Source organism: Luteimonas gilva (assembly GCF_005239095.1).
GTDB lineage: Bacteria > Pseudomonadota > Gammaproteobacteria > Xanthomonadales > Xanthomonadaceae > Luteimonas_C > Luteimonas_C gilva.
Genome location: NZ_SZUA01000002.1, coordinates 365,222 through 385,627 on the forward strand (window position 1 = coordinate 365,222; position 20,406 = coordinate 385,627).

19 protein-coding genes are annotated in these 20,406 nt (G+C 67.3%); 5 read left to right on the top strand and 14 right to left on the bottom strand.

Annotated elements, in window-relative coordinates; translation table 11 throughout:
• Positions 1–96: 96 nt before the first annotated feature.
• On the bottom strand, positions 97–1,062 hold the full coding sequence (locus FCE95_RS09615; RefSeq protein ID WP_137266808.1) for a M61 metallopeptidase family protein: 966 nt from the start codon (positions 1,060–1,062) through the stop codon (positions 97–99).
• A 65-nt stretch (positions 1,063–1,127) separates the two neighbouring features.
• Here FCE95_RS09615 and uvrD point away from each other — a divergent pair, with 65 nt between their 5' ends.
• Together uvrD and FCE95_RS09625 are read left to right on the top strand one after the other, a co-directional pair.
• Positions 1,128–3,311 (top strand): DNA helicase II, encoded by a 2,184-nt coding sequence (uvrD, locus tag FCE95_RS09620; RefSeq protein WP_137266809.1) that lies wholly within the window; start codon positions 1,128–1,130, stop codon positions 3,309–3,311.
• Between the two features lie 112 nt (positions 3,312–3,423).
• Positions 3,424–4,623 (top strand): threonine aldolase family protein, encoded by a 1,200-nt coding sequence (locus FCE95_RS09625; protein WP_137266810.1) that lies wholly within the window; start codon positions 3,424–3,426, stop codon positions 4,621–4,623.
• 156 nt (positions 4,624–4,779) lie between these two features.
• Here FCE95_RS09625 and FCE95_RS09630 read toward each other — a convergent pair whose 3' ends face one another.
• The 10 genes from FCE95_RS09630 to FCE95_RS09675 form a co-directional block, all read right to left on the bottom strand.
• The gene (locus tag FCE95_RS09630; protein ID WP_137267553.1) at positions 4,780–6,021 is read right to left on the bottom strand and encodes an RNA polymerase sigma factor; all 1,242 of its coding nucleotides are present in this window, start codon (positions 6,019–6,021) and stop codon (positions 4,780–4,782) included.
• Positions 6,022–6,026: 5 nt separating this feature from the next.
• Positions 6,027–6,377, bottom strand: a complete 351-nt coding sequence (locus tag FCE95_RS09635; RefSeq protein WP_137266811.1) for a YciI family protein — start codon at positions 6,375–6,377, stop codon at positions 6,027–6,029.
• An 18-nt stretch (positions 6,378–6,395) separates the two neighbouring features.
• The gene (locus FCE95_RS09640; RefSeq protein ID WP_137266812.1) at positions 6,396–6,764 is read right to left on the bottom strand and encodes a YciI family protein; all 369 of its coding nucleotides are present in this window, start codon (positions 6,762–6,764) and stop codon (positions 6,396–6,398) included.
• Positions 6,765–6,795: 31 nt separating this feature from the next.
• Positions 6,796–7,146: a YciI family protein gene (locus FCE95_RS09645; RefSeq protein ID WP_137266813.1), complete on the bottom strand. Its 351-nt coding sequence runs from the start codon at positions 7,144–7,146 to the stop codon at positions 6,796–6,798.
• A 257-nt stretch (positions 7,147–7,403) separates the two neighbouring features.
• Positions 7,404–7,649, bottom strand: coding sequence for a hypothetical protein (locus FCE95_RS09650; RefSeq protein WP_137266814.1), 246 nt, complete (start codon positions 7,647–7,649; stop codon positions 7,404–7,406).
• Between the two features lie 168 nt (positions 7,650–7,817).
• The gene (locus FCE95_RS09655) at positions 7,818–8,564 is read right to left on the bottom strand and encodes a 2OG-Fe(II) oxygenase (protein ID WP_223266845.1); all 747 of its coding nucleotides are present in this window, start codon (positions 8,562–8,564) and stop codon (positions 7,818–7,820) included.
• A complete protein-coding gene (locus FCE95_RS09660) occupies positions 8,561–9,346 on the bottom strand; it encodes a methylated-DNA--[protein]-cysteine S-methyltransferase (protein ID WP_137266815.1) in 786 nt (261 codons plus the stop codon). Before FCE95_RS09660 ends, FCE95_RS09655 begins: the two co-directional genes overlap by 4 nt.
• 114 nt (positions 9,347–9,460) lie before the next feature.
• Positions 9,461–10,258, bottom strand: a complete 798-nt coding sequence (locus FCE95_RS09665; protein WP_189644716.1) for an alpha/beta hydrolase — start codon at positions 10,256–10,258, stop codon at positions 9,461–9,463.
• A 25-nt stretch (positions 10,259–10,283) separates the two neighbouring features.
• Positions 10,284–10,718, bottom strand: coding sequence for a GNAT family N-acetyltransferase (locus tag FCE95_RS09670; RefSeq protein WP_137266817.1), 435 nt, complete (start codon positions 10,716–10,718; stop codon positions 10,284–10,286).
• Between the two features lie 5 nt (positions 10,719–10,723).
• Positions 10,724–11,020, bottom strand: a complete 297-nt coding sequence (locus tag FCE95_RS09675) for a DUF2782 domain-containing protein (protein ID WP_137266818.1) — start codon at positions 11,018–11,020, stop codon at positions 10,724–10,726.
• 101 nt (positions 11,021–11,121) lie between these two features.
• Here FCE95_RS09675 and polA point away from each other — a divergent pair, with 101 nt between their 5' ends.
• Positions 11,122–13,863, top strand: a complete 2,742-nt coding sequence (polA, locus tag FCE95_RS09680; RefSeq protein ID WP_137266819.1) for a DNA polymerase I — start codon at positions 11,122–11,124, stop codon at positions 13,861–13,863.
• Positions 13,864–14,219: 356 nt separating this feature from the next.
• Positions 14,220–14,735 (top strand): DUF421 domain-containing protein, encoded by a 516-nt coding sequence (locus tag FCE95_RS09685; protein ID WP_137266820.1) that lies wholly within the window; start codon positions 14,220–14,222, stop codon positions 14,733–14,735.
• Between the two features lie 138 nt (positions 14,736–14,873).
• Here FCE95_RS09685 and hemF read toward each other — a convergent pair whose 3' ends face one another.
• Positions 14,874–15,788: an oxygen-dependent coproporphyrinogen oxidase gene (hemF, locus tag FCE95_RS09690; RefSeq protein ID WP_137266821.1), complete on the bottom strand. Its 915-nt coding sequence runs from the start codon at positions 15,786–15,788 to the stop codon at positions 14,874–14,876.
• Positions 15,789–16,057: 269 nt separating this feature from the next.
• Here hemF and FCE95_RS09695 point away from each other — a divergent pair, with 269 nt between their 5' ends.
• Complete coding sequence (locus tag FCE95_RS09695) at positions 16,058–16,645, top strand: cysteine dioxygenase family protein (RefSeq protein WP_189644717.1); 588 nt, start codon at positions 16,058–16,060, stop codon at positions 16,643–16,645.
• 4 nt (positions 16,646–16,649) lie between these two features.
• Here FCE95_RS09695 and FCE95_RS09700 read toward each other — a convergent pair whose 3' ends face one another.
• The gene (locus tag FCE95_RS09700; RefSeq protein WP_189644718.1) at positions 16,650–17,657 is read right to left on the bottom strand and encodes a TolB-like translocation protein; all 1,008 of its coding nucleotides are present in this window, start codon (positions 17,655–17,657) and stop codon (positions 16,650–16,652) included.
• The gene (locus tag FCE95_RS09705; protein ID WP_137266824.1) at positions 17,654–20,023 is read right to left on the bottom strand and encodes a S9 family peptidase; all 2,370 of its coding nucleotides are present in this window, start codon (positions 20,021–20,023) and stop codon (positions 17,654–17,656) included. Before FCE95_RS09705 ends, FCE95_RS09700 begins: the two co-directional genes overlap by 4 nt.
• Positions 20,024–20,406 lie beyond the last annotated feature (383 nt).

The window sequence follows — 20,406 nt, forward strand, 5'->3', positions numbered from 1 at the left end:
CGTTTTGGCGGCTTTTCGCTTTCGTAGAGTCGAGCTTGCTCGACTGCTTTCAGTCAGGCGTCGGAATCCGAAAAAAACAGTCGAGCAGGCTCGACTCTACGGTTCGCCGGACCGGTTGGCCGACGAAACTTGCGGCCCGCGCACCTCGCGCTTGCCCGCGATCGCCTCGCGCAGCCGCTCGCCCGCATCGCCGCGCGAAAACCGCAGTTCGCCATCGATCGTTCGGATCCCGAGCCGGCGATACGCCGTGTCCAGCGAAGGAAAGTCTTCCGAAGCCGCGTAGCGCCGGTAAAGCGGCGCGAACACGGGACGTTTCGCGATCTTGTCCAACGCCGCCGCGAACGCCTCCGGTTCCACCTGCTCGGTGCCGTCGCCCAAGCAACAGCGCGAATATTCGGCCAGTACCGCATCCAGCGAGTCGCCGCGTTCGCGCAATGCCAGGTCCGCTTCCAACCAGAATGCCGCGCCGGCCCAATACACGCGCATGGTGCCGCCGCGACGGATCTGCAGTTCGTCCAGGCGCACGCCGCGGGTGGCTTTGCGGCCGCGCTGGAAACCGCCGTCGAGTCGGCGCCAGGCGTCGTCGCCGTCGAGCAGGCCGACGCGGGCGCGCAGCACGTTCTGGTAGTAGCTGGCCAGGCCTTCGGCCATCCAGCGTCCCGACGATCCCAGATACGGATGGAACAGGTGCGAAAGCTCGTGCACCGCCGTCCAGTCCGCACGCAGTTCGTCGAGCGTGGCGTTCTCGCGCACGAACAGCAGCACCGATACGCCACCGCTGCGCAGGGTTTGGCCCCAAGGCACGGGGCTGTCGTCGTCGCTGGACACCTGCTTCACCCGCACCTGCGCCGTGCGCAAAGGAAAACGCCCGAAAACGGTCAGCGGCGCGGTCGCGGTCTCGGCGATCCAGCGCTGCAGCATCGCCGCGCGCTCGCGGTCGGCCACCTCCACCACTTCGACCCGCAATTCGCTGTCGCCCGCGCGCAGCGTGCGCTCGTCCGCCGCCTGCGCCTGCGCGGCGCCGGCGACGAACAGGAGCAGCGGGAAGAGGCGGGCGGACATGGCCCGGCATTGGATGCCGGACCGCCGCTAAGGTTCCGTGAACGCGGCTCGCGTAAAATACCGGCATGGATGTTTCTTATTTGCTGGACGGCCTCAACCCCGCCCAACGCGAGGCCGTCACCGCACCGCCCGGCCACTACCTGGTCCTGGCCGGCGCCGGTTCCGGCAAGACCCGGGTCCTGACCCACCGCATCGCCTGGTTGAACGAGGTCCACCGGGTGCCGGCGCACGGCATCTTCGCGGTCACCTTCACCAACAAGGCCGCCGGCGAGATGCGCGCGCGCGCCGACGCGCTGCTGCGCAACGGCAGCCGCGGTTTGTGGATCGGCACGTTCCACGGCCTCGCCCATCGCCTGTTGCGCTTGCACTGGGCGGACGCGAAATTGCCGGAAGGCTTCCAAGTGCTGGACAGCGACGACCAGCTGCGCCTAGTCAAGCGCGTCGTGCAGCAGCTGGAATTGGACGAAGCCCGCTTCCCGCCGCGCCAGATCGCTTGGTGGATCAACGCGCAGAAAGACGAAGGCCGCCGCCCGCAGCACATCCAGCAAGGCGCGGACGAGTGGGGCGACGTGATGCTGCGCTGCTACGCGCTGTACCAGGAGCGTTGCGACCGCGCGGGCCTGGTCGACTTCGCCGAATTGCTGCTGCGCGCGCACGAACTGCTGCGCGACCAGCCGGCGTTGCTGGCGCACTACCGCCAGCGCTTCGGCGAATTGCTGATCGACGAATTCCAGGACACCAACAGCATCCAGTACGCTTTCGTGCGCGTGCTGGCCGGCGACACCGGCCGCGTGTTCGTAGTGGGCGACGACGACCAGGCCATTTACGGCTGGCGCGGCGCGAAAGTGGAGAACGTGCAGAAATTCCTGCACGACTATCCCGGCGCGCAGACCTTTCGCCTGGAGCAGAACTACCGCTCCAGCGCGAACATCCTGGACGCTGCCAACGCGGTGATCGCGCACAACCCGGCGCGGCTGGGCAAGAAGCTGTGGACCGACAGCGGCGAAGGCGAGCCGGTCGACCTGTACGCGGCCTACAACGAGATCGACGAGGCGCGCTTCGCGATCGAACGCATCCGCCAGTGGGTCCGCGACGGCGGCAGCTACGGCGATTGCGCGGTCCTGTACCGCAGCAACGCCCAGTCGCGCGCGTTCGAAGAGAATCTGCTGGCCGAACAGATCCCGTACCGCGTCTACGGCGGCGTGCGCTTCTTTGAGCGCGCCGAAATCAAGGACACCCTGGCCTATCTGCGCCTGGTCGCCAACCGCGACGACGACGCGGCCTTCGAGCGCGCGGTCAACACGCCGGCGCGCGGCATCGGCGAGCGAACGCTGGACGAAGTGCGGCGCCGCGCGCGCACCGACGCCGTATCCCTGTGGGAGGCGGCGCTGCGGGTCAATCGCGAAAACGTTTTGAACGCGCGCGCGCGCAACGCTTTGGCCGGTTTCCAGCAGTTGATCGACGCGCTGTCCGGCGAGGTCGCCGAACTGAGCCTGCAGGACAAGATCGACCACGTGCTGATGCGTTCCGGCTTGCGCATGCATTACGCCAACGAATCGAAGGGCCAGCTCGATTCGCGCACCGACAACCTGGACGAACTGGTCTCGGTCGCCTCGCGCTTCGTGCGCCGCGACGACGACGAAGAAGCGGCCGACCTGACCGAACTGGTCGCGTTCCTGGCCTATGCCGCGCTGGAAGCGGGCGAGGGCCAGACTCAGGCCGGCGAAGACGGCGTGCAGCTGATGACGCTGCATAGCGCCAAAGGCCTGGAATTCCCGCTCGTATTCCTGGTCGGCATGGAGGAAGGCCTGTTCCCCAACCAGCGTTCGATCGAAGAAAGCGGACGCTTGGAAGAAGAGCGTCGCCTGGCCTACGTCGGCATCACCCGCGCGCGGCAGAAGCTCATATTGAGCTACGCAGAATCGCGGCGTCTGCACGGCCAGGATATGTACGGCCTGCCTTCGCGCTTCCTGCGCGAAATCCCGCCGTCGCTATTGCACGAAGTGCGCCCGCGCGTGCAGGTCTCGCGCCCGTTCTCGCCCGGCCCGCGTCGCGACTACGGCCACGTCGCACTTCCGGAAGCGGCGCCCGGCATCAAGCTCGGCCAAAACGTGACCCACGCCAAGTTCGGCAGCGGCGTCGTCACCGACATCGAAGGCAGCGGCGCGCATGCGCGCGTGCAGGTGAACTTCGACGAGGCGGGGAGCAAGTGGCTGGTGTTGGCGTACGCCAACTTGCAGGTGGCCTAGCGGCGCTGCGTTAGGAACGCGATCGTCCGCGGGCCGCTCGCATGACGACCGACACTGGCCGATGCGATAGTGGAGGTCCAAGGTCCGTCATTCCGGACCACGAGCCCTTGCGATGACTTCCGAAGCCGCGAACTGCAGCAACCCGGCGCGTCGGCGCCTGCTGGCCGCTTCCTTGCCGGCCAGCCTGATGATGCTGAACTTGGATGCGCTCGCCGGGCCGCAGTATCGGCCCGCGGCCAATGCGCCCGCGGCGCGGCCTCGGCCCAAGCTGACCGATCGCAGCGTGATGCTCGGCGGCGACGGGGTGCCGCGTTCGGCCCAAGACTGGCTCGCGCACCTGCAGCAGCTGGTCGAGCGCACGCCCGATGTGCGCGATGGGTATCTGCACGGCGGCGCGGTGGAGAAGCTGGAAGAGCGTTTCGCGGCGCTGCTCGGCAAGCCGGCGGTGGTGTTCCTGCCGACCGGCACCCTGGCCAACAACCTCGCGGTGCGCGTGCTGTGCGACGAGAACCGGCATGCGTTGGTGCAGCACGACAGCCATCTTTATCTCGACGAGAGCAATGCGGCTTCCACGCTCAACGGGCTGAATCTCGTTCCCTTGGCCAAAGGCCGCGCGTCGCCGACTTTGGAGGAAGTGAAGGGCGCGATCGATCAGGCGGAAAACGGCCCATATCCGCTGAAGGTCGGCGCGATCTCGCTGGAAAGCCCGGTGCGCCGCGCCGACGGCGCGATGGTGCCTTACGACACCGCGCGCGCGATTTCGGAACTGGCGCGGTCCAAGCAGATCGGCATGCACCTAGACGGCGCGCGCATCCTACTCGCCAGCGGCCTGCCGGGCTTCGATCTGAAGGCCTATAGCGCCTTGTTCGATACGGTGTACGTGTCGCTCTACAAATATCTGGGCGCGCCGTTCGGCGCGATCCTGGCCGGCGAGAAGCCGGCGATCGACAAAGTGCGCGACCTGCGCCACATCTTCGGCTCCACCCTCTACCAGGGCTGGCCGGCGGCATTGCCGGCGCTGGACGCCTTGGATGGCTTCGAAACGCGCTTCGCGCAAGCGCGGGGCACGGCGGACAAAGTGTTCGCGGGTTTGAAGGCCGCGGGCGGCTTCACGGTGCGGCCGGTCGAGCATGGCAGCAATATCTTCTTCCTCGACATTTCGCCGAAGCGGGAAAAAGGCCTGCTCGACCGCTTGACTGCGGCCGACATCCATTTGCGCGATCCGCAGAACGGCAAGGTGCAAGTGGATATCAACGAAACCTGGCTGCGGATGGATGCGGATGCGATCGTGAAGGCGTTCGTCGGCAGCTGATGATTTTTCCTCCCCGCTCGCGGGGAGGGTTGCCCGCAGGGCAGGAGAGGGGCGCGAAGCGTAGCGAGCGTGCTCTGCTTTGCGCTAAAAGCCGAACCCTCTCTCTGGCGCTTCGCGCCTGTCTCTCTCCCGTAAAAGGGAGAGAGGCAATGCCGCTCAGCCGAGTGCGGACAGACGTCTTTGCAAAAAACGCCGCTCCGGTTCCTGTTTCGCATGGTCCAACGCGCGGTGGTAGGCATCGCGCGCTTCGTCGTTGCGGCCCAGACGCCGGCATAGATCGGCTTTCGCCGCATGGGCGAAGTGATAGTCGGCCAGATCGCCGCGCGCCAGCAACGCTTCGATCAGGGTCAAGCCCGCGGCCGGTCCGTCGCGCATGGCCACGGCGGCGGCGCGATTGAGTTCGACCACCGGCGACGGCGCGCCGTCGAGCAAGGCGTCGTACAAGGCGACGATTTGCGCCCAGTCGGTCCGCGCGGCGGTGGCGGCTTCGGCGTGCACCGCGGCGATCGCGGCTTGCAGCGTGTAGGCGCCGAACCGCCCGGAAGACAGCGCGCGCTGCACCAGCACCGTGCCTTCGGCGATCTGTTCGCGATTCCACAGCGAACGATCCTGGTCGTCGAGCAGCACCAGATCGCCGTCCGCGCTGGCGCGCGCGGCGCGGCGCGATTCGTGCAGCAGCATCAGCGCAAGCAATCCGGCCGCCTCGGGTTCGGGCAACAGCCCCAGCAGCAGACGGCCCAGGCGGATCGCTTCGCTCGACAGATCGTGGCGCGTGAGCTGCGCGCCGGAAGAGGCGGAATAGCCTTCGTTGAACACCAGATACACCACGTGCAGCACGGTCTGCAGTCGCTGCGGCAGATCCTGACGCGCGGGCACTTGATAGGGGATGTTGGCACCGCGGATCTTGGCCTTGGCGCGGACGATGCGCTGGGCGATGGTCGAGGGCGAAGTCAGGAACGCATGCGCGATTTCCTCGGTGGTCAGCCCGCAGACTTCGCGCAAGGTCAACGCGATCTGCGCATCGGCCGCCAGCGTCGGATGGCAGCAAGTGAAGATCAACCGCAATTGGTCGTCTTCGACGGCTTGGTCGTCGAGCATCGAAGGATCCTCCGATTCGGCGTACAGCCGCTCGGCGATTTCGGTGAGGGAAGCGTCGAAGCGGGCGCGCTTGCGCAGTCCGTCGATCACCTTGAAGCGCCCGGCCGAGACCAGCCAGGCGCGCGGATTGTCGGGTACGCCGTCGCGCGGCCATTGCGCGATCGCGGCGGCGAAGGCGTCGTGCAAGGCCTCTTCAGCCAAGTCGAAATCGCCCAGCACGCGGATCAAGGTCGCCAGCACGCGCCGCGATTCCTCGCGGTAGACGCGATCGACCTCCAGGCGCGCCGCCTGCGCATCCATGGCGTTCAAGGGAACTCGGCCACCGGACGCACTTCCACGCATCCCCAGCGCGCGCCGGGGATGCGCGCGGCGATCGCGAGGGCCTCGTCCATGCCGCCGGCTTCGATCAGGTAATAGCCGCCCAGCTGTTCCTTGGTTTCGGCGAAGGGGCCATCGGTGATCGAGACGCGGCCGTCGCGCACGCGCACGGTGCGCGCCGCGGCGGTTTCTTGCAGGCGATTGCTGCCCACATAGTTCGCGCTGGTCTTGACGTCGGTGGTGAACTCGGCGAAATGGGCGATGCAACTGTCCATTTCCGCGGCGGGCATTCGCGCCCATTGCTTCTCGTCGCCGTAGATCAAGCAGAGATATTTCATGTTCGTTCCTCGAAAAGGTCAGGCCGCGCGGCCGAGCGCCGCGTCCGTCGGCAAGGGACGCACTTCCAGGCAGCCGTTGTACGCCCCGGGATGGGCGGACACCAGGCGGATCGCTTCGTTGAGATCGCGGGCTTCGATGACGATGAATCCGCCCAATTGCTCCTTCGTTTCGGCGTAGGGGCCGTCGGTCGCGAGCAAACGGCCATTGCGGATGCGCAGGCTGGTCGCGGCGCTCGCGGGCGGCAAGCGCATCGCCCCGAGCAGCCGGCCGTTCTGGCGCAAAGCGTCGGCGTGGGCATTGCACGCCTCCGTCAGCGTCTGGGCGCGGTCGGGATCGAGCGCGGCCAGGGCTTCGGCGTCGTTGTAGATCAGCACCAGGTATTTCATGGCGAACTCCTATCGTCGCGCCGAACTCGGATCAGCAGAATTCGGCGACCGGCCGCACTTCGACGCAGCCCAGCCGGCCGGCGGGAATGTCCGATGCGATCCGGAGCGCATCGTCCAGATCCTGCGCTTCGATCAGCACGAATCCGCCCAATTGCTCCTTGGTCTCGGCGAAGGGTCCGTCGGTCGCGGAGACGCGGCCTTCGCGATGGCGAAGCGTGGTGGCCATCGCCACCGGCTGCAGCGGATGCGAGGCGATCAGGCGCCCGTCTTCCTGTAAGGCCCGCTCGAACGCCTCGGAATCGCGGATGCAGGCCTGGCCGGCCTCCGCGGACAGGGTTTCGAGCCGTTTTTCGTCGAAATAGATCAGGCAGAGGTACTTCATGAACATTCCTTCCGGCAGGGGTCATGAAGTCGTCGCTCGGGGAGGGGCGGAATCGACATCGCAGCCTCCGCCTCTCCCCTTGGGGCGAGACTGCACTGCTTACGCGCCATGGCGCGCGTGTGCAGTTGAGCGCTCGCGCCGTTGGCGCGGGCTGGGGCGCGAAGCGAGGGTTGGGGTGAGGGTTCGGAGTACGACGCAGTTCCAGCTAGCGTCGCTTCGCCGTACCCTCATCCGCCCTTCGGCCACCACAACGCCGGTTAATCGCGGATCTTGAACCCGAGGTTCTCGTCCAAAGACCCATCCGACTTGAGCAGCGCGTGGCGCTTGCCGCTGCGGTCCACGACTACGGGAATAGGGTCCTGGAACATCGGCCGACGCACGAAGCGCAGCGTCCACTGGAATTGCTCCAGCGTTTCCAATGCGGCCAATTGCTGCGGCGTCAGACCGGCGCGCAGAGCGGCGGAGTCGGCATCGCCGGGGCGGCGGCGTTCGCGTCCGAACATGGGTCGGCCCGTCGGAGAGACGGGCGCAGTGTGGCCAACCACGGCGTTATGGGGTGTGAAAGCCGTCGCAAAATCCCCTCCTCTGTGGGAGCGGCTTTAGCCGCGAGCTCTTCGGTCGGTCGCGATGAACAAAACTCGCGGCTAAAGCCGCTCCCACAGGAGGGCCGCTCACGCGGCGTCGTGGAAGATCACGCCCAGGGTGTGGCGCGCGCCGGCGCGTACGCGGCTCACGCCGTGCCGCAGATTGACCCGGTAGACGCCGCGCGCGCCTTGCACGGGCCGATGCTGCACCGCGAACGCGACGCCGTCGCCCTGCGCCAGCGGCACCACTTCGGCGCGCGACTGCATGCGCGGTCGCTGTTCGGTCAGGACGAATTCGCCGCCGTGGAAATCCGCGCCGGGACGCGACAGCAGGATTGCGACCTGCAGCGGAAACACGTGCTCGCCGTACAGATCTTGATGCAGGCAGTTGTAGTCGCCCTCGCCGTAGCGCAGCAGCAGCGGCGTCGGCCGGCGCTGGCCGGCCGCGTGGCAGCGGTCTACGAAATCGGCGTGCCGTTGCGGATAACGCGCATCGACGCCCATCGCTTCGTTCCATCGATTGGCGATCGGCGCCAGGCGCGGATACAGGTGTTCGCGCAGCGCGGCCACGGTCGCGGGCAGCGGATAGGCGAAATACTGGTATTCGCCGCGGCCGAAGCCGTGGCGGGCCATGACGATGCGGCTGCGGAACAGGGCCGCATCGTCGTACACGGCGGAGAGCGACGCGCATTCTTCCGCCGTCAGCAAGTTCGGCAGGACCGCGTTTCCGCCCGCGTCCAGCGCATCGCCGATCCCGTTCCAATCCAGGCCGGCGATGCGCGCGGCGAGCTCGGGCGCCGCGGCGCCGGACCTGCGCAGCGGCGCGACGCTCACGCCTGCGCCTCGCGCGCGAGCAGGGCGCGTTTGCGCGCGACGCCCCAGCGATAGCCCGACAGCGAGCCGTCGCTCTTGATCACGCGATGGCAAGGGATGGCCACGGCGAGCGGATTGGCCGCGCAAGCCTGCGCCACTTCGCGCGCCGCGCGCGGTTCGCCGATCCGGCGCGCGATGTCGCCGTAGCTGGCGGTAGCGCCGGCGGGGATGTCGCGCAGGGCGTTCCAAACGCGTCGCTGGAAATCGTCGCCGTGCGCGTCCAGCGGCAGATCCAGGCCGCGTTGCGGCCGGTTGACGAAGCCGGCGATCGCGGCGAGTTCGAGTTCCAGGCCTACCTCGTCGCTGAGCAAGTCGGCATCGGGAAAGCGCGAGCGCAGGTCGGCGAGCAGGCTTTCGCCGTCGCGGCCTGGCAGGATCGCGCAAATGCCGCGTTCGCTGCGCGCGACCAGCAACCGGCCCATCGCAGAAGGGCCGATCGCGTAACGGATGCGTTCGCGCCCGGCGGAATCGGCCGCTGCTGCGAAGCGCTCGGGCTTGCAGCGCTTGCACGGCCGGAAGCCGGCGCGTTCGGCGTCGGCGGTACTGGCGTGGAAACGGACGTTTTCCGGCCGGGCCAGGCGCGCCGCGCAGGAAGGCTTGCAGTACACGCCTGTGCTGGCGACGGAATAATAGAAACGGCCATCGGCGGCCTTGTTGCGGGAAACGACGTCTTGCCAGCGCGGGTCCTGCGATGTGGCACGGGCGGCGTCGTTGCGCGAAATGGAAGTAGCGATGGTGTTCATGTTGCGCTCCTTTTTCGGGATGAGCGCAATGTATCGCCGGGCTTTGGGAGGAAATATCCGCGTCTTGCTCACCCTCACCCAACCCTCTCCCGCTTCGCAGGAGAGGGCTCGAGCTTACGGCTCCGCGGCGATTTCCGTTTTCAGGAAATCCAGGGTTTGCTCCAGTATCCGCACGGTGGCGTCGTCCGGATTGCGCACTTCGAAGGCATGCAGGCCGTTGGGCTGGCGCAGCACGCTTACCCGCGCGCCCGCCTGCCGCGCCGCGGCGGCGAATGCGGGAGCGCTCTGGTCGGGCACCACTTCGTCGCGCCCGGCGCGCACCACCAGGATCGGCAACCCCGCGACATCGGCGCCGGCGAGCGCTTCCGTCGCCGGCCGCCAATCGCCGTAGAAGCCGGCCAGGCAGCGCGGCCGCAGCGCAGTGTCGCGCAGCGCGTACGGCACCACGGCGGCCACGCCGGCCGAGAACGTGATCACGCACGGGCGCGCGGCGTCGATGCCGTACTCGCTGGCGTGCGCGCGCAGGTGCGCGTAGGCGTCGCCGATCTGCGCGGTATCGCGCAGATGGCCGTCCCAGCCGATGGCGGCGACCGCCGCGCCGGTGCGCGCGACGATCTGGGTGGCCCAACTGCGCATCAGCGGCGCGCCGCGCAAACCCGAAGCGGCCGGCGCGCCGCCGTGGACCAGCAGGATGAGGCGCGGCGCAGCGGCAGACGCCGCGGGGAGGTACAGGTCGTACGCGTAGTCGGCGCTGGCGCCGCGATAGCTGCGCGCGGGAAGTTCGCGCACCGGGCCGGGCGCGCGCAGCGGCAAGGTCTGCATGGCCGCATCGCGCAGGGAAACGGTCGCGGTGCGGGTGGCGCACGCGGCGCAGGCCAGGCAGAGGACGATGGCGGCGAAACGGCACTTCACGTGTCTTCCCCAGCGCCGGCGATGGTCAATCCGGCAGCGCGATCCCGAAATGGAAGGCCTCGATCCGCAGCCCTTCGCGCAGATAAAAAGCGTGCGCATCCTTGCGGTGCGTGCCCGAATCCAATTGCAGTTTCGCGCAACCTTGCCGCCGCGCTTCGTCCTTCAGCCAATCCAGCAGCGCTTTGCCGTAGCCGCGGCTGCGCACGGTTTGATCGGTGACCAGATCGTCGACGTACAAATGCAAGCCGTAGGCCAGGTTCTCGTGCACGCGCCAGCCCGCGTAGGCGCGCGCGGCGCCGCCGTCGTACAGGCCGGTGGCGCGGAACGTGCCTTGCGCCTGGCGCAAGGCTTGTTCGACGAAGCGGTCTTCGTCCAGATGCGGGCGCAATTGCTGCGCGACCGGCCAGATCGTGCGCAGTTCGGCCGCCGTGGTCAGCGGCCGGATTTCGAATTCGCTCATGGGGATCAGAAACTGAAGAGTTTGAAGTACACCGGCGAGATGCCGTCCTTGGTGTTGTCGATCTGGCCGTCGCCGTCCGAATCGATCAAGTAATAGACCGGTCCGCGCGCCGGCGTCACCTTCACCGTGTGCAGGCGGCCGTTCACCCGCCATTCCTCGATGGTGTCGCCGTTGGGTTCGACGCGGACGTTGCTGACGGCGTCGGCCGGAATCGCCGGCGCGCCGCCGCCCATGCTGGCGCAGGCGGGCAACAACAGGACGGCGGCCAGGGCGCCGGTGCGGAACAGGGTGGAGAGGTTCATGGCGCGGCTCCAGCGGTCTCTGGGGCCATTATGCGCCGGCGCCACGTCGGCGGGGCGTGCACATCGCCGGTGCGGCGACGGCGGGCAGGTAGAATCCGGGCATGAAACGACTCGTCCTGATCGATGGCTCCAGCTATCTCTACCGCGCCTTCCACGCGTTGCCGCCGTTGAGCAACGCGGCCGGCGAACCGACCGGCGCGCTGTTCGGCGTGGTCAACATGCTGCGCGCCCACTTGAAGGAGCGGCCCGATTTCGCCGCATTCGTGGTCGACGCGCCCGGCAAGACCTTCCGCGACGATCTGTACCCGCAATACAAGGCCAACCGCCCGCCGATGCCCGACGACCTGCGCGCCCAGATGCAGCCGATGTGCGAGATCGTGCAGGCGCTGGGCTTCCCGATCCTGCGCATGGAGGGCGTGGAAGCGGACGATGTCATCGGCACGCTGGCGCTGCAGGCCGCCGCGCAGGGCATCGACGTCACCATTTCCACCGGCGACAAGGATTTCGCGCAGTTGGTGCGGCCAGGCGTCGCGTTGGTGAACACGATGAGCGGCAGCCGCCTGGATTCGGACCAGACGGTGTTCGACAAGTTCGGCGTGCATCCGAACCAGGTGATCGATCTGCTGGCGCTGATGGGCGACGCAGTCGACAACGTGCCGGGCGTGGAGAAATGCGGCCCCAAGACCGCGGCCAAGTGGCTGGCCGAATACGGCTCGCTGGACGGCGTGTTGGCCCATGCCAGCGAGATCAAGGGCAAGATCGGCGACAACCTGCGCGCGGCGGCCGAACGCCTGCCGCTGAACCGCGCGCTGGTGACGATCAAGACCGACGTCGAACTCGGCGGCGGCCCGGAATCGCTGGTGCTGCGCGAACGCGACGTCGACAGCCTGCGCACGCTGTTCGCCCGCTACGGCTTCAACCAAGCATTGAAGGAATTGGACGGCGCCGCGCCGGCTCAGGCGGCGGGTAAAGCGGGCGGCAAGGTTGCGGCCGCGCCGGCAGCCGCCGCGGACCTCGACCCCGCGCTGTCGGCGCCCGGCGTTTACGAAACCGTTTTGCTGCCCGCGCAACTGGAGGCATGGATCGAACGCCTGCGCGCGGCGGACGAGTTCGCGTTCGACTGCGAGACCGACAACATCGATCCGATGCAGGCCAACCTGGTCGGCCTGAGCTTCTGCGTAGAACCCGGCACTGCGGCGTATCTGCCGCTGGGCCACGACTACCCCGGCGCGCCCGAACAGTTGGACCGCGCGCAGACCCTGGCCGCATTGGCGCCGCTATTCGCCGATCCGGCCAAGAAAAAGCTGGGCCAGCACGGCAAGTACGACCTGCACGTGCTGCGCCGGTTGGGCTTGAAGGTGGGCAACTACGCCGACGACACCCTGCTGGAAAGCTTCGTGCTGACGTCCGGCATCAGCCGCCACGATCTGGATTCGCTGGCGATGCGCTATCTCGGCTACGGGACGGTCAAGTACGAGGACGTCGCCGGCAAGGGCAGCAAGTCGATCCCGTTCTCGGCGGTGTCGATCGAGGACGCGACCCGCTACGCCGCCGAAGACGCGGACGTGACCTTGCGCGTGCATCGCGTGCTGGCGCCCAAGCTCGCGGCCGAAGCCGGACTCACGTTCGTGTACCGCGAGATCGAGATGCCGCTGGTGCCCGTGCTGGAGCGGGTGGAGGCCAACGGCGTGATGATCGACGCCAACGAGCTGCGCCGGCAGAGCGCGGACCTGTCCAAGCGCATGCTCGCCGCGCAGCAGAAGGCCACCGAGCTGGTCGGGCGCGCGGTCAACCTGGATTCGCCCAAGCAGCTGGGCGCATTGCTGTACGACGAACTGAAGCTGCCGGCGCTGGTGAAGACGCCTTCGGGGCAGCCTTCGACGAACGAGGAAGCGCTGGAGGCGATCGCCGACCAGCACGAACTGCCGCGTACCATCCTCGAATACCGCGCTTTGGCGAAATTGCGCAGCACCTACACCGACAAACTGGCCGACAACGTCAATCCGCAGACCGGGCGCGTCCACACCAGCTACCACCAGGCCGGCGCGGCGACGGGCCGCATCGCATCGTCCGAACCGAACCTGCAGAACATCCCGATCCGCACCGAGGACGGACGCCGCATCCGCCGCGCCTTCGTCGCGCCGCCGGGACGCAAATTGGTGGCCTGCGACTATTCGCAGATCGAATTGCGGATCATGGCCCACCTGTCCGAGGACGCCGGCCTGCTGCGCGCGTTCGAAGCGGGCACCGACATCCACCGCGCCACCGCGGCCGAAGTGTTCGGACGCAAGCTGGACGAGGTCACCGCGAACGAGCGCCGCGCCGCGAAAGCGATCAACTTCGGCCTGATGTACGGCATGAGCGCGTTCGGCCTGGCGCGCCAGCTGAGCATTCCCCGCGGCGAGGCGCAGGATTACATCGCCCTGTACTTCAGCCGCTATCCTGGCGTGCGCGATTTCATGGAGCGCACCCGCCAGCAGGCGCGCGAGCAAGGCTACGTGGAAACCGTGTTCGGCCGCCGCCTGCATCTGGACTACATCCAGAAGGGCACCGCCGCCCAGCGCGCCAGCGCCGAGCGCGCCGCGATCAACGCGCCGATGCAGGGCACCGCCGCGGACATCATCAAGCGGGCGATGGTGTCCATCGACGCCTGGCTGGCCGATCACCGCGATCGCGCGCTGATGATCCTGCAGGTGCACGACGAACTGGTGTTCGAGACCGAAGCCGGCTTCGTCGATACCTTGTTGGCCGAAGCGGGCAAGCGCATGTCCGCAGCGGCGGAACTGCGCGTTCCATTGGTGGTCGATAGCGGGGTGGGCGACAACTGGGACGAGGCGCATTGATTCTTGTGGGAGCGGCTTTAGCCGCGAGCTCTGCCAAGATGCGAGGTAAAAAAAGCTCGCGGCTAAAGCCGCTCCCACAAGAAACCGGCAGGTAAACGCAAGCTGAATCCAACAATTTATTAACTGTCAGCTTCACGAACTATCAATCCGACGAGTGGTCAGATACACCCGTGACGGATGCAACGTCCGGCACAGATCTCTCCCTCCCCTGGAGTGATCCCCGGAACGAAGACTACTCCCCAAGTCCCGTTCCCCCGAGCCCCGCCGGCCCCCCCTGCCTGCGGGGCTTTTTATTGCCCGGATTTCGGCCGCGCCGCGGATTGGGCTAAGTTGCCGCCACCGGCCCAGGAGGCGACATGAACGACCTGCTCCAGCTGTCCGCGCCTTGGTGGCACTTCGTGCTGCGCGCCCTGGCCATCTATCTGATGGTGATGTTGCTGGTCCGGGTTTCGGGCAAACGCGCCGTGGGCCAGTTCACGCCCTTCGACCTGGTTCTGCTGATCCTGATCGGCAACGCCGTCCAGAACGGCCTGAACGGCGGCGACAATTCCTTGGTCGGGGCGGCGATCCTGGCGATCTGCCTGATCGCGCTGAACTACCTGGCGGCTTGGCTGTCCTCGCGCAGCGCGACGGCGCGCAAGGTGATCGAAGGCGTGCCGACCGTGCTCGCCAAGGACGGCCACGTCTTCCAGGAGGTGCTGCGGCGCGAACTGGTCAGCAAGGCCGACTTCCACGAAGCGATGCGCCAGGCCGGATGCCGCGACGTCGCGCATATCCAACTGGCGACGCTGGAGACCGACGGCCACATCACCTTGTTGATGGACGAGGCCGGCAAGCATTCGCCGCCGCCCGATCCGCCGCCGCCCGGTTGAGTTTGCCTAGCTTGTGTAGAGCGGAGCTTTGCTCCGCTGCTCTTGCTGTTGCTTTGTAGAGCGGGGCTTGCCCCGCTGCTTGGATCGCGCCGGGTCCGAAGAGCAGCGGAGCAAGCTCCGCTCTACAAAGCGAAAGCGTTACGGGGCGGGGAGTTCCGACAGCCAATCGCGCGGCCGCAGGTAATCCTGCAATCGCGCCTCGGCGCTGCCCGGTCCGGGCGCGTAGCCGTATTCCCAGCGCACCAGCGGCGGCAGGCTCATCAGGATCGATTCGCTGCGCCCGCCGCTTTGCAGGCCGAACAAAGTGCCGCGATCCCAGACCAGGTTGAATTCGACGTAACGGCCGCGCCGGTACAGCTGGAAGGCGCGTTCGCGCTCGCCGTAGGGCGTATCGCGGCGGCGTTCGACGATCGGCAGATAGGCGTTCAGGAAACCGTCGCCGACCGCGCGCAGATAGGCGAAGTCGCGCTCGAAATCCCGATGCAGGTCGTCGAAGAACAAACCGCCGACGCCACGGGTCTCGCCGCGGTGCTTGAGGAAGAAATAGTCGTCGCACCAGCGCTTGTGCTCGGCATAGCGCGTTTCGCCGAACGGCGCGCACAAGTCGCGCGCGGTGCGGTGCCAATGCAGCACATCCTCGTCGAAGGGGTAGAACGGGGTCAGGTCGAAGCCGCCGCCGAACCACCAAGCCACCGTTTCGCCGTCGCGCTCGGCGCGGAAATGGCGCACGTTGGCGTGGGTGGTGGGCAGATAGGGATTCAGCGGATGCAGCACCAGCGACACGCCGACCGCGCGCCACGACGCGCCGGCCAATTCCGGCCGCGCCGCGCTCGCCGACGGCGGCAGCGCGTTGCCGGACACGTCCGAGAAGCCGACGCCGGCCTGTTCGAACACCGCGCCGTCGCGCAGCACCCGGGTGCGCCCGCCGCCGCCTTCGTTGCGCGTCCAAACGTCTTCGGCGAAGCGCGCGCGGCCGTCGGCGCGCTCCAATGCGGCGCAGATGCGGTCTTGCAGGCCGGAGAGGTAGTCGCGGACGGCGTCGATGTCGGTCATGGCGGCATTGTAGGGCAGGCGGCTCCGCGCCTTGTGGGAGCGGCTTTAGCCGCGAGCTTTTGCTTCGGTTGGCTGCAGTGGATCGAAGAGCTCGTGGCTAAAGCCGCTCCCACAAAAGCGCGGGCCGCGAAAGAGCGCCTTTACGAAGAACAACGCATCCGACGCGCCTACAGTGTTCCAAATCGGATGCGCTGTTTAACCGCGCACTAACTCGCGCATCGGCGTTCTTGGCGATAGTCGCATCCGGTCGATCAATCCGAGGAATGCGAATGACCTTGTCCGCTGCCGCTTCGCGCCGCGAATCGTTTCCGCTGCTCGACGACGTGATCGTCCTCGCCGACATCGCCATGGCGTCCAACCATCCGCAGAAGATCGTGCCGGCGCTGGCGGAAGGCCTGCGCGGCGCGCTCGCCGACGTCGGCGCATTGCCGGCTTGGCTGCTGGAGACGTCCGCGGACGGTCCGGTGCGGCGCGAACTGTATCGTTCGCCCGAATTCGACTATCAGGTGATCGCCATCGCCTGGGCGCCGGGCCAGGGCAGCGGCGTGCACGACCATGCCGATACCTGGGGCGTGGAAGCCGTGCTGCGCGGCGAACTGGAAGTCTTGGATTACCGCATCGCCGGCCGGCACAAGGCATTGACCGAACTGCGCCCCGCCGATCACCGGCCGCTGCCGGCAGGCAGCGTGATCGGATTGCTGCCGCCGCACCATTTGCACGCGTGCCGCAACGCCGGCCAGCGGGGCGTCACGGTGTCGCTGCACATCTACGGCAAGCCTTTGCGCGATGTGACGCGGTACGTGCACGAGCACGAAGCGCTGTACCGCGAAGAGAAGGCGCGGCTGACGAGCGTTTGAGGACTTAGCCTGCGCCGGCGGTCTTTTCCGCGCCGCAAGCAGGCACCCAGCCGGCCAGCGACGTGCGCCAGATGTTGTATTGGCCGTTGTCCCAGGCTTGGATGCGGGCGAGATCGCGCTCCGCCTGCGCGCGATCGCGCGGGTAGGCGACCGGCTGCGTGCGCTCGCTGCTGAAGTACAGCGTGCAGCGATCGGGCCCGAGCCGCGGCTCGGCGTCGGAGCCTTCCGCGTTGACGATATCGCCCATGTGCCGCGGCGTTCCCCAGGTCCCGTCGGCGCCGCGCAAGACGACGAACAAGTCCATGCCCTTCGCGGGCGCGCGCGAAGAGGCGAACACCAGATACGACTGGTCCGGCGCGACCGCCGGATCCACATCGTTGGTGTTGCCATCGCTGAACGCCAGCGGTTCGGGCGGCTGGTAACCGCCGCGGTCGAATCGCGAACGGTACAGCCGGAACTTGCCGCCGGCGCCGAGCGGCTGCATGAAATAGACGCTGCCGTCGGCCGCGATGCTGGTCGCGAAAGTCGAATCGCTGCGGTTCACTGCGTCGGGCAACCGCCAGGGCTCGCCCCAGCCGTCGCCTACCCGATCCGCCCGCCACAAGTTGCCGCCTTGCCCGGGCCTGCGCCGGCCTTGGTATTCCGCGTCGATCGGTTTTCCGCCCGCGTGCGCAGGCCGATTCGAAACGAAAATCAGGAAGCTGCCGTCGGGAGCGAGGGAGGCTTCCATATCGCTCCACACACCCGAGAACGGCGCCACCTGCGGCTTCGACCACCCTTCCGCGCTCCTATGCGTCTCGAGGATCGTCGCGCCCTCGTTGCTGCTGCGCTGGAAATACAGAGTGTCGCCGTCCGGCGTGAACGTTGGCGCCGAATCGTGCGCGGGACCGGACACGATGCCCGGCGCGAACACCACCGGCGCCGACGCAGCGCCCGAGTCGTCGTTGGACGATGCCGCGCCGGCGAACGCGACCAGCGGCAACAGGCGCCAGGCGACGGGCCGTTTCGTCATTTGAGCGTCTTTTCGAACAGCTCGTAGATGCGCCGGTATTCGTCGTACCAAGCATCGGAGTGGACGAACCCGTGCCGCTCCAGCGGATACGGCGCGATTTCCCATTTGTCCTTGCGCAGTTCGATCAGCTTCTGCGACAGCATCACCGAATCCTTGAAGAACACGTTGTCGTCGATCATCCCGTGCGCGATCAGCAGGTGGTCTTGCAGTCCGGCGGCGTATTCGATCGGCGAAGATTTCTTGTACGCCTCCGGATCCAGCTCCGGCGTGTTGAGGATGTTGGACGTGTATTCGTGGTTGTATTGCGACCAGTCGCTGACCGGGCGCAGCGCGGCGCCGGCCTTGAACGCGCCGGGCTGCTTGAACAGCGCCATGAAGGTCATGAAGCCGCCGTAGCTGCCGCCGTAGATGCCGGCACGGTCGCGGTCGCCTTGCTTCTGCGCGACCAGCCAATCCAGGCCGTCCAAGTAATCCTCCAGCTCGGGCGTGCCCATCTGCCGGTAGATCGCGGTGCGCCAGTCGCGGCCGTAGCCCTGGCTGGCGCGGTAGTCCAGGTCCAGCACGATGTACCCGCGCTGCACCAGCAGGTTGTGGAACATCTGCTCGCGGAAATAGTTCGGATAACGCGCGCTGACGTTCTGCAGATAGCCGGCGCCGTGCACGAACATCACGATCGGATACCGCCTGCCGGCTTCGAGCTGCTTCGGTCCGTAATATTTGCCCCAGACGACGCCGGCGCCGTGCTTGGACGGCACTTTCACGTATTCGGGCTTGATCCAATCGGCGATCGCTTTGAATTCCGGCTTGCGCGTATCGGTCAATTCGCGCATGCCTTGCCCGTCGGTGCCGATGACCGCCAGCTGCGGCGGCGTATAGCTGTCCGAATGGCGCAGCAGGAGTTTGTTGCCGTCCGGCGACAGGACGAAACTTTCGACGCCGTCCAGAGCGGTCACTTCGCGCACCGTGCCGCCGTCGGCGCCGACGTTGCAGACTTCGTAATCGCCGGGCCATTGGCGATTGCACAGGAAGTAGAAGCCGTCGGCGGCCAGCACCGGCGAGGAGACTTCCCACTCGCCCTGCGTCAACGCTTTGGTCTTGGCGCCGTCGGTGACGTACAGATGCGAGTAGCCGCTCTGTTCGGACAGGTACCACAAGGTCTTGCCGTCCGGCAGCCAGCCGAAATTGTTGTAGGTCCAGTTGATCCAAGCCGCATCGCGCAGGCGGTGGCGCGGCTGCAGCTTGGCGTTGGCGAAGTCGACGGTGGCGATCCAGCGGTCCTTGTTGTCGATCGCGCGCACCAGCACGCCGACGTTGCGGCTGTCGCCGCTCCAATGCACCGACGGGCTGCCGCCTTCGCCGTCGCTCTCCACGCGCACGTCGCGGTTGCCCTTCAGCGGATCTTTTTTCGCCGCTTTGCGCAAATCGGCGAGCGGATCCTCGGCGATGCCGGGCAGGGCGTCGAATTTCAGTTCGCGCGGTTTGCCGTCGGCCAGATCGACCAACCACAGCTTGTGCGGCAGCGGCGCGTTGCGGCCGACGCGGGTGCGCACTTCCTCGAATTCCTCGTAGCCCGATTCGGTGACGTACTTCGGCATCTTGCCGGCCTGGTCTGTGTCGCCGTTCTTGGCCTGGGTGACGACCAGCAGCCAGCGGCCGTCGGGCGACAGCGCGCTGTCGTGGATGTCGACGTCCTTGCCCAGATAGACCGGCGCCGGCGTGCGGGTGGGATCGGCGCGGCGCCAGTCCTCGTTCTGCTTGCGCGCCGCTTCCTTGCGGTCGCGGTCGTTCTTCAGGGTTTCGATCAGGCGCAGCTGGCGGTCGCGCAGGTCGTCGGGCTTGGGCGCTTCGGCCGGATCGTTCTCGGCCTTCAACACGGCGGCTTGGGCGACGCCGTCGCGCGCGGTCCAGCGGTACCAATCGTTGTCCACGCGCCAGACCAGGGCGCCGTCGTTGCCCCATTGCGGACGCGATTCGCGGGCTTCGGTGCGGGTGAGCTGGGTCAGCGCGCCGCTGCGCAGGTCGCGCACGAAGATGTCGTCGTTGCGGACGAAGGCCATGCGCGTGCGGGCCGCGTCGTAGACGGGGTCGGACGCGTCCAGCTGCGCGCGCGCGGCGCCGTCGATGCGTGCGGCGCTGCCGCCGTCGATGCCCTGTTGGTAGATGTCGCGGATGCCGCCGCCGTCGCGCTTGAGCTGGTACTGCGCGCGCTGGCCGTCCCAACTCCACCAGACGTCTTCGACCGGCGGGCCGATCCAGTCCGGGTCGGCCATGATCCGGTCCAGGGTCAGCGGAGTCGCGGGTTGCGCGGCGGCGGCGCCGGACAAGAACAGGGCGGCGAGAAGAGCGGTGCGGAAATTCGGGCGCATCGGCGGCGGTCGGCGGCGAAAGACGGCAAGCCTATCAGCCAGGGACCGGGCCGCTATCGGTCATCGGTCATGGCGAAGCGCCGGAAATCCTTCTCCCTCCGGGAGAAGGTGCCCGAAGGGCGGGTGAGAGTTCGGCGGAGCGATTTGGGTAACGATCGCAGATGAATCGTGAGCTGACGATTGTCTTCGGAGTTCAGACGACCTCGCTCCGCCGAACCCTCACCCCAACCCCCGCTTCGCGCCCCAGCCCGCGCCAGCGGCGCGGGCTCACAACCGCACGCGCGCCATGGCGCGCAAGCAGTGCGGTTTCGCCCCGTGGGAGAGGGGCTAAAAACAAAAAAAGCGGGGCGACGAATCGCCCCGCCCCGGGTGTGGCTACTGCC